Below are 9,209 nucleotides of genomic sequence, written 5' to 3'. Positions count from 1 at the left end.
GGTCGGCCTCAAGGCCATTGGCGTTGCGAAGACACCCTATACGCTGCAGTTCAACGATCTGATCAACAGCGCCAACGGCCCATGGGCCAGCTTCACAAATGCCGCCATCTTCGGCGACGATGTCGACGGCGCCTTTTCAAGCGCCCAGTCGGAAATGCAATCGATCATAGACAGCGGCCAATAATGCTCTCCCGGCCGCGGGCCGGGAGGCGGTGGCAGCTTCCCGGCCAACCTCAATGACAGATGCGGAGCGTTCTCGATGACAGGTTCAGGCTTACCGCGCCAATCTTCCCCGCGCAGGCGTCGGAGATCGCAATGGCGCGGCCTTGCCTATATCGCGCCGGCCATGGCGCTCGTTATCGTCTTCTTCATCATGCCGGTGCTTTTCACCGGATGGATGAGCCTTCACAACTGGCCGCTGATGGGCGCTTCGCGCTGGATCGGATTCAACAACTATTTTCGCATGTATAACGACAGCCGCTTCATAACAGCGCTGAATTTTACGGCCTATTATACAGTGATCGTCACGATCGCGATCTTTTCGGTGGCCTTTCCGCTCGCGATCTTCGTCGAGAAAGAGCGGCAGTTTGTCAGCGCCTACCGCACGATCATCTTCCTGCCTGTGGTCGTCGGCCTTGCGACGGCCTCGCTGCTTTGGGTTTGGCTCGCCAATGTCGACAGCGGTTTCATCGGTCCCGCCTTGAAAGGCCTCGACCTCGTGGCAAAAAGCCCCAACCTGCTTGCGACTTTCGACACGGCGTTTCTGACGATTGTCGTGATGGTCGTCTGGAAGATCGCAGGCTTTACCATGATCATCCTCCTGACTGGACTTCAGGCTATTCCCGCCGAACTCAACGAGGCGGCCCGCATCGATGGCGCCGGGCGTTGGCAACGCTTCGTGCACCTGACACTGCCGCTGATGCGAAAGACGATCGCACTGGCACTGATCGTCTCTGTCACCGGATCGATCCTCGCCTTTGACCAGTTCTACATCATGACGGCCGGCGGACCGCAAAACAAGATGATCTCGGTCGTCTACTACATCTTCAATCAGTCCTTTGTGTCCTTCAATCTCGGCTATGGCGCAGCGCTCTCGATCGCGCTGCTCGCGATCCTCGTGGCTATCAGCATCGTGCAGCTCTGGCTGCTCCGTGCGGGAGAGGATCACCCATGATTTCCGCGAAGGAAAAACGTGCGCGAAAGCGCTTGCGCTTGCAGTCGGCCTATCACCTGACAGGGATCGCCATCGCAATCTTCTTTCTGGCGCCTTTCGCCGTCACGCTGCTTGCCTCGTTCCGGCACGGAACCGAAGCGAGCCTGCCGCCCCTTCCACCATGGCCGACCGCGAAAATAAGCTTCGATTCCTACAGATTGCTGGATACCTTCGGCGCCGGGATCTGGCGGCATATGATCAATTCTCTGCTTGTTTCCCTTGCCACCGTGGTGCTCACGGTTGCAGTCAGCCTGCTTGCGGGCTACGGATTTTCGCGCTACCGCTTTCCTCTGAAGAACGTGCTCTTCGTGCTGATCATCACGACACTGATGATCCCGTTCCAGTCGATCCTGACGCCGCTTTTTATCATCCTTGCAAAGCTCGGGCTCAACAATTCGCTGCTCGGGCTGACGCTCGTCTATGTGACGCTTCAGCTACCCTTTTCCGTCTTCATGATGCGAAATGCTTTCGACGCCGTGCCGAAGGAGATCGAGGAGGCTGCGCGCATCGACGGCGCCCGTGATTTAAAACTCCTCGGGCGCGTGCTGTTGCCCCTCGTCTTGCCGGGTGTCGCCACCGTCGCGATCTTTGCGTTCCTGAATGCCTGGAATGAGTTCCTGGCAGCACTTGTGCTGCTCTCCAGCAACGAGAGATACACCCTGCCGGTCCTCATGACGGCAGTGCGCGCCGGCCGCCTTGGCGCCATCAACTGGGGTGCTGTGCAGGCCGGCGTGGTCGTCATGACGATCCCCTGCCTCATCGTCTTCCTGCTTTTGCAACGCTACTACATGCGCGGGCTGATGGCCGGCGCGGTAAAATGAACCCAGCTACAACGGATGAAGCCATGAACAAGCCAAAACGAGACCGCCAGTTCCGCCCCTTGCCCGTTCCAAGCGTCGAACTTTACGGCATCTTCGGTGACCGTCAGGATGCCATCTGCGAGTCCACGGCCGAGACACTTCTCGACCGCTGCGTGGAGGCGGGCATGCTGCGCGCGATCGATACCAGCCAGCCAGGCCCCGGTGTCGTCATTCCAATTCAGCCCTGGGGCGGTACGACGCAGATGTTCTGGGACAGCGACCTTGGAAAGTCGATCGAGACGGTCGCCTATTCGCTTTACCGGCGCCCCAATCCCAAACTTGAGGCGCGCGTCGACGAAATCATCGACATGTACGGGAAGCTGCAGGACGCGGACGGCTACCTGAATGCCTGGTTCCAACGCGTTCAGCCCGGTCGCCGCTGGACCAATCTGCGCGATCACCACGAGCTTTATTGCGCCGGGCATCTGATCGAGGGCGCCGTTGCCTATTATCAGGCGACGGGCAAGCGAAAGCTGCTCGAGATCATGTGCCGGTATGCCGATTATATGATCAAGGTCTTCGGCCATGGCGAGGGCCAGATACCGGGCTATTGCGGCCATGAGGAGATCGAGCTCGCGCTCGTGAAACTCGCGCGGGTGACCGGCGAGAAGAAGTATCTGGATCTCGCCAAGTATTTCATTGACGAGCGTGGCACAGAGCCGCATTTCTTCACCGAAGAGGCGACCCGCGATGGGCGCGACCCGGCAAATTTCATTCAGAAGACCTACGAATACAATCAGGCGCATCAACCGGTGCGCGAGCAGAAGAAGGTGGTCGGCCATGCGGTGCGCGCGATGTATCTTTATTCCGGCATGGCCGATATCGCGACGGAATATAGCGACGACACGCTGACGACAGCGCTCGAAACACTCTGGGACGACCTTACCACCAAGCAGATGTATATTACAGGTGGCATTGGACCGGCCGCCGCAAATGAGGGCTTCACCGATTACTACGACCTGCCGAACGAAACCGCCTATGCGGAAACATGTGCTTCGGTCGGCCTTGTCTTCTGGGCAAGCCGCATGCTCGGCCGGGGCCCGAACCGCCGCTATGCCGACATCATGGAACAGGCGCTTTACAACGGCGCCATGGCCGGAATTTCGCTCGACGGCCGCACGTTCTTTTATGAAAACCCACTTGAAAGTGCCGGTAAGCATCATCGCTGGATCTGGCATCATTGCCCGTGCTGTCCGCCGAACATTGCCCGCCTGCTATCCTCCATCGGGTCGTATATGTATGCCGTTGCCGACGACGAGATCGCCGTACATCTCTACGGACAAAGCAAGGCGCATTTTGAAATCGGCGGCTCCAAGATCACGCTTTCGCAGGAGACGCGCTATCCTTGGGATGGCGCCATATGTTTCGACGTCGTAACGGAAAGGCCGGCGCGTTTCGCAGTGTCGCTTCGTATCCCCGAATGGGCAAACGGCGTCGCGATCAAGGTGAATGGCGAGGCGCTTGAACTTTCATCCGTGGCGCTCGACGGCTATGCCCGCATCGAGCGGGAATGGAAAAGCGGCGATCACGTCGATCTTAACATTCCTCTTGCGGCTCGCTCGCTCTTTGCCAATCCGCTCGTGCGCCAGGATGCCGGCCGCACCGCGTTGATGCGCGGCCCTCTGGTCTACTGCCTCGAGGCGACCGACAACGGCTCAGGCTTGAACGGAATCCGGCTCAATGGCGACGTTTCGAAAGCGACAACCTTCGAAGTCGCCGAGCTTCGTGGTGCCGTTGCTCTGGATTTGCCCGCAAGGCGCGATGAGGCCGATTGGGGCAGCGCCCTTTACAGGGCGTCACCGCCTCATGCACGGGAAACGACTGCGCGCTTCGTGCCCTATCCATTCTGGGACAATCGAGCGCCGGGTGAGATGCTTGTCTGGGTAAGAGCAGGTGAAGAACGCGGTGAGTAAACTGGCTGACACTGGCGTCGTGCTGGCGGGCGTCCGCAAGAGTTTCGCCAGCCTCGATGTCATTCATGGCATCGACCTTGAAATTGCCGAAGGCTCGTTTGTTGTCTTCGTGGGACCGTCCGGCTGCGGAAAGTCGACGCTGCTTCGCATGATTGCCGGATTGGAAGAGGTCACCGACGGCGAGATCGAGATCAAGGGACGCAACGTCACCGATCTCGATCCTTCCGAGCGCGGCATTGCCATGGTGTTTCAGTCCTATGCGCTTTACCCGCACATGAGCGTGCGCGAAAACCTCGCCTTCGGACTGAAGATGGCGAGAACGGCGGCAGCAGAAATCGAAGCACGTGTGAAGGCCGCGTCCGCGATCTTGAAGATCGACCACCTGCTCGACCGCAGGCCCGGACAACTCTCCGGGGGTCAGCGCCAGCGCGTAGCGATCGGCCGGGCAATCGTGCGTAAGCCGGACGTGTTCTTGTTCGACGAGCCGCTATCCAATCTCGATGCCGAATTGCGGGTCTCGATGCGCATCGAGATTGCTCGGCTGCATCGCGAACTCGGCAACACGATGATCTATGTGACACATGACCAGACCGAGGCGATGACGCTTGCGGACAAAATCGTCGTTCTGCGCGATGGGCGTATCGAACAAGCCGGAACGCCGCGTGACGTCTATGAGAACCCGGCCAATGTCTTCGTAGCGGGTTTCATAGGCTCACCGCGGATGAATTTACTGCAAGCGACATGGTCGGGCGGCGGCACACTCAGCATCGCCGGGACCGTGATCCCGGGGCCGATTGCATCTGGCAAACTTTCAGCCGGCGAACGGCTTACATTCGGCGTTCGCCCCGAGCACTTCATTGTCGCTGAAGCTGCGGCGCAGACGCTTAGAGCGCGCGTCGATTTTTTTGAGTACCTGGGCGGAACCCAGTACCTTTACTGCCAACTCGATGATGGCCAGACCGTCATCGCTGAACACAGGTCTTCACTCACAATCGGGGCCGGCGACATCGTCCATCTCGCAAGCGAGATGAGCAAGCGCCGCTTCTTCGATGCAGATGGAAGGCGGTTGGCGGATTAAGACCTTCTCTATACATGAAACCCGGCGCCATCAGGCTTCAGCCGCAGGTGTCGGCTCGCCGAGCGAGAGCATCAGTCGGTTGGCCCAGTTGAAGAAAGCGGCACCATGGATGACGTCGGAAATTTCCAGATCGTTCAGACCTTCGGACCGCAGCCGGGCAATCTCTCCCTCGTTGAAGGCGGATGGTGTCGCCGTCAAAGCGACCGAGGCCTCGACGATTGCATTCCACCTGCGGCTGCCGAGGTCGGTATCCGTTCCTTCGTCAAGCAGGCGCTGAACATCGCTGGTGCGCTTGGAATAATGAGAGGCAAAACGGGAATGGACCGAGGCGCAGAAAATGCAGCCGTTCACCCGCGACGCGGCCGTCGCAGACAGCTCCCTATCGGCGCGCGGCAGACCGGCCGCTGTATTGTGGAAGATGTCCTTGTCAGTCTTCGTGCGAGCCTCTAGAATCTCCGGATCGCGTACAAGCAGCATGAAGTAAGCCGACTTGGCGCGCGATGGATCAACCAGCCCGGCCCAATGCCGGCCTGTCAGGTCCTCTTCCACGAGCGGCGCCAGCCAGGGTGCCCAGCCAATCTCGGCCTGTGTGAAGGCGCTCGGGCGGCGCTCGAGCTTAGGATGGATTGCAATCTCGCTCATGTCATCGTCTCCTTATTCGGCTGCTGCCGAAGCAAGTGTTCCCGCGCCCGCCTTGGAAAGCGCCGCAAGCCCGGTGACCACGCGGATCTGGAATGCAAGGAAGGATACGATCTGCGAAAGCGTCACGATCGCCGTCGTGCTCCATCCGGCATCCAGCAATTTTTGCAATGCAGCCGGAGAGGCTTCCCGCGGCCGGAACACCAGCAGATGGCTATGTTCAAGCGCCGCCGACAGCTTACCTCCGAGAGCGACGCGTCCAAAATCGGATACCTCAAAGACCAGGCCCGACTTGTCTCCAACCGATAGGGGTGCCGCCGGATACTTGCCGTAGGGGCCATGCGTGCGCCCCTTCTCGACCTCTGCTCTGACGGCTGCGGCAAGAGAAGCGCCGCCCATCGTCTCGATGATGCCGGCCGAATAAAATTCGGCTGCCGCGCTTGCATCGTGCAATCCCGCAACGAAGGCCGCGACGGCAAGTCGCTCCATCCGCAAGATGCCTCCTTCCTGTATCGGCTCGAAAAGTGCCAGATAGCTCTTCTGCGCATTTAAGCGTGTTTCAGGCCGTTCCGCACGAATGCGATCGACGAAGGAGCCGGCGCCGATGCCGGCTAAAAGATCGATAACGTCAGGTGTCGAAGCGGTCATGGTCGTTACCCTTTCTTGGAAAGCCGAAAATCAGTTCAGGCGTTGGCTGCGAGCCGCCGCTCCTGATGAAGCGGAGCCTGGCCCGTCCAGCCAAGCGCGGGCGCCACGATGGTTGCCGTCAATTCCAGCGAACGCAGGATATGCTCGTGCGGTGGATCAACCGAATGCACCTGGAAGACGAGATCGGTCACTCGCGACAGCGCAGTATCGGCCTTCAGCGACGCAATCACGTCGTCCGGCGCTCCGACATGCACATCGAATGCCTTGATGAGGTCTTCTGTCGTCGTGCCGGTAATCTTATGACCGCTTGAGACAAAGCGCTCGACGCTGCGCTTCAGCCCGAGTTCGGCAAAATGCAGCGCCTCCTTGCGGTCATCGGCGACAAAGAGGCTGCGGGAACCGAGAATGCGCGGTGCGCGGCGGTTGGCCAGCGCTTCGAGATAGGTATCAATGATCGGATTTTGCAATTCCCAAAGCTCCGCAGACGGGGCTTCAAGCGGACGAGGTTGCGTCCGCGAAAGCATCAGACCATCACCATCACGGCCGGCACGCTCGCCGCCGTCGACGGAAAACGTCGCCTGCCAGACATGATCAAGCAAGTGCGGCGCATCTGGATAGAGGCGGTTTCCTCCTTCCAGCTCGTGGCCGGCCCAGGCGCGTCGCACCATCGCAAGGCTCTTAGCATAAACCTGGCCGCGATCGCCACTTTGCAAGCCGAACGGCAGGAAGGCTGCAGGCGTGCCGCCCGTGCCGAAACCGATTTCTAGGCGGCCATTCGAAAGGATATCGAGAATCGCCGTGTCCTCCGCAACACGAACCGCATTCTCCATCGGAAGCGTGATCACGCCTGTTCCGAGCCGGATGCGCGATGTTCTCGCCGCAAGTTCGGCAAGAAGGATAAGGGGTGAAGGAAGTCCCCCTTCTTCGCCATTGAAGTGGTGTTGGGCAATCCAGGCGCTGTCGAATCCGAACTTTTCCGCATGGATGATCTGCTCGACAACCAGCCGGTAGCGGGTTGCCGGATCGGCCTGGTCGAGTACCCGACTGAAGAAGCCGAGACGCTTCGGCTGGCCTGGATATCTCATGGATTTGTTCCTGCATTGGTCAACGACGACCGCCTCGGGATGGGCGGACACTTCTTGCCGGGAATGGCATCGATCAACTCACGCGTGTAGGCATGCTGCGGATCGCTGAAGACGCCCTCCACCGGCCCGCTGTCGACGAGCTTGCCTTCTTTCAGCACCGAGACCGTGTCGGCGATCTGGCGGACCACGGCGAGATCGTGGGAGACGAAAAGATAGGTGAGCCCGAGCTCGCGCTGCAGTTTGTCGAGCAATGCCAGGATTTGCGCCTGCACGGTAACGTCGAGCGCTGAGACAGCCTCGTCGAGAACGAGGATCTGCGGACCAAGGACCAGCGCACGGGCAATCGCCACGCGCTGACGCTGTCCACCGGAAAGCGCATGCGGCCTGCGCTGCAGCATATCGAGCGTCAGCCCCACCCTTTCGAGCGTGCTTGCGACCCTTTCAGCCCGTTCGGCGCGTGAGATCGGATCAAAGTTCAAAAGTGGCTCCTCGACAATCCGTGCAATGGTCTGGCGCGGATCGAGTGAGCCAAACGGATTCTGATAGACGAGCTGGATCTTCTTGCGAAAGAGCCTCAGCGTTTCACCGCCCAGACGAGCCAGGTCTAGACCATCGACGAAAACGTTCCCCGCCGTCGGCTTCTGGAAGGCCGCCACAGTACGGATTGTCGTAGTCTTGCCGGATCCCGATTCACCGACAAGCGCATGAGTCGTGCCGCGTCGGACCCGAAACGAGATATCGTCGACGGCGCGAAAGTGGCCTTTCTGTCCGCCGAGGCCGAAATCCTGGACTAGATTTTCGACAATGATGATGTCGTCCGGCTCAGTGGCCGGCGCTCCTGCAGCAGCCGGCAGGCGGCGTCGACTGGCATTGAGAGACGGCGCGTCGGCAAGAAGTTGACGCGTATATGCACTTTGCGGCGCCCTCAAGATTTCGCCGGTACGGCCTTGTTCCTGAATGCGGCCATGTTTCAGCACCACCAGCTTGTCGGCCCGGTCGGCGGCAACTCCAAGATCGTGCGTCACCAATAGGAGCGCCGTACCATATTCGCGGCGCAGCGCGTCGATGAGGTCGAGAATGTGCTTCTGGACCGTCATATCGAGCGCGCTCGTCGGCTCGTCGGCAATAATCAGCGAGGGTCTCAGTGCAATTGCAATCGCAATCAGCACGCGCTGCTTCATGCCGCCGGACAGCTCGTGCGGATACTGCTGGGCACGCAACGTCGGCTGATAGAGGCCGACGCGCCCAAGCAGTTCGATTGCCTGAGCATAGGCAACCGGTCCGGAGGACTGGTCGTGGATTGCGAAGATCTCCGCCACCTGTTTGCCGATCGTCTTGACCGGATTGAGCGCGTTGCCCGGATCCTGCGGTATCAAGCTCACGACGGAACCGCGAATGCCATCGAGCCGCTTCTGAGGCCAGTTGGCAATCTCCTGCCGGTTCAGCCGGACACTACCTTTCTCGAGGCGTCCGTTTTCCGGCAGAAGGCCGATGATTGCCTGCGCAGTCGAGCTCTTGCCCGAACCTGACTCGCCGACAAGCGCCACGACCTCGCCCGGATCAACGCGAAAATCGATCCCGCGCACCGCAGTACGCGTTCCATTTCGATCGCTGTAGGACACCGTCAGCCCCGACACTTCGAGGACCGCGGCGGGCTGGGGCGCGCCGTTCGCCCGATTTACCGGTTGGAGCGTCATCTCTGCCCCTTTCCGCTTGCCTGGCTGACCCGGCTCACCCGGGAGACGCCGGGCACCCCCGCCCTCACCGCGCCCG

8 protein-coding genes and 1 pseudogene are annotated in these 9,209 nt (G+C 60.0%); 5 read left to right on the top strand and 4 right to left on the bottom strand.

Translation table 11 applies throughout. From position 1 onward, the window contains the following. The 5 genes and pseudogenes from C9413_RS21680 to ugpC form a co-directional block, all read left to right on the top strand. Window positions 1-184: pseudogene (locus C9413_RS21680) on the top strand (sugar ABC transporter substrate-binding protein); the annotation flags it as partial. A gap of 75 nt (window positions 185-259) precedes the next feature. Beyond that, window positions 260-1,174 carry a sugar ABC transporter permease gene (locus tag C9413_RS21675; RefSeq protein WP_040115619.1) on the top strand — a complete coding sequence of 305 codons (915 nt, stop codon included), beginning with the start codon at window positions 260-262 and terminating at the stop codon, window positions 1,172-1,174. Next, window positions 1,171-2,034 (top strand): carbohydrate ABC transporter permease, encoded by an 864-nt coding sequence (locus C9413_RS21670; RefSeq protein WP_040115620.1) that lies wholly within the window; start codon window positions 1,171-1,173, stop codon window positions 2,032-2,034. The genes C9413_RS21675 and C9413_RS21670 overlap by 4 nt, the downstream gene beginning before the upstream one ends. Window positions 2,035-2,057: 23 nt before the next feature. Next, complete coding sequence (locus C9413_RS21665; protein ID WP_040115621.1) at window positions 2,058-3,986, top strand: glycoside hydrolase family 127 protein; 1,929 nt, start codon at window positions 2,058-2,060, stop codon at window positions 3,984-3,986. A gap of 1 nt (window position 3,987) precedes the next feature. Beyond that, window positions 3,988-5,064 (top strand): sn-glycerol-3-phosphate ABC transporter ATP-binding protein UgpC, encoded by a 1,077-nt coding sequence (ugpC, locus tag C9413_RS21660; RefSeq protein WP_040116604.1) that lies wholly within the window; start codon window positions 3,988-3,990, stop codon window positions 5,062-5,064. 30 nt (window positions 5,065-5,094) lie between these two features. Here the strand turns inward: ugpC and C9413_RS21655 are convergent, their stop codons facing one another. Genes C9413_RS21655 through C9413_RS21640 form a run of 4 tightly spaced genes read right to left on the bottom strand, consistent with a single transcriptional unit; the run spans window position 5,095 to window position 9,133 of the window. Beyond that, window positions 5,095-5,706, bottom strand: a complete 612-nt coding sequence (locus C9413_RS21655) for an alkylhydroperoxidase domain protein (RefSeq protein WP_040115622.1) — start codon at window positions 5,704-5,706, stop codon at window positions 5,095-5,097. A 12-nt stretch (window positions 5,707-5,718) separates the two neighbouring features. Continuing rightward, window positions 5,719-6,351 carry a CMD domain protein gene (locus C9413_RS21650; protein WP_040115623.1) on the bottom strand — a complete coding sequence of 211 codons (633 nt, stop codon included), beginning with the start codon at window positions 6,349-6,351 and terminating at the stop codon, window positions 5,719-5,721. A 35-nt stretch (window positions 6,352-6,386) separates the two neighbouring features. Then, entirely contained in the window at window positions 6,387-7,436 is a 1,050-nt protein-coding gene (locus tag C9413_RS21645) for a putative FMN-dependent luciferase-like monooxygenase (RefSeq protein WP_040115624.1), read from the bottom strand. Further along, complete coding sequence (locus C9413_RS21640) at window positions 7,433-9,133, bottom strand: ABC transporter ATP-binding protein (protein ID WP_170250887.1); 1,701 nt, start codon at window positions 9,131-9,133, stop codon at window positions 7,433-7,435. Before C9413_RS21640 ends, C9413_RS21645 begins: the two co-directional genes overlap by 4 nt. Window positions 9,134-9,209: the final 76 nt, after the last annotated feature.

It is taken from the genome of Rhizobium sp. SEMIA 4085 (assembly GCF_013004495.1).
Classification (GTDB): domain Bacteria; phylum Pseudomonadota; class Alphaproteobacteria; order Rhizobiales; family Rhizobiaceae; genus Rhizobium; species Rhizobium gallicum.
The sequence above is the reverse complement of the archived record's forward strand: the minus strand, read 5'-3'. Positions and strand labels throughout refer to the sequence as shown.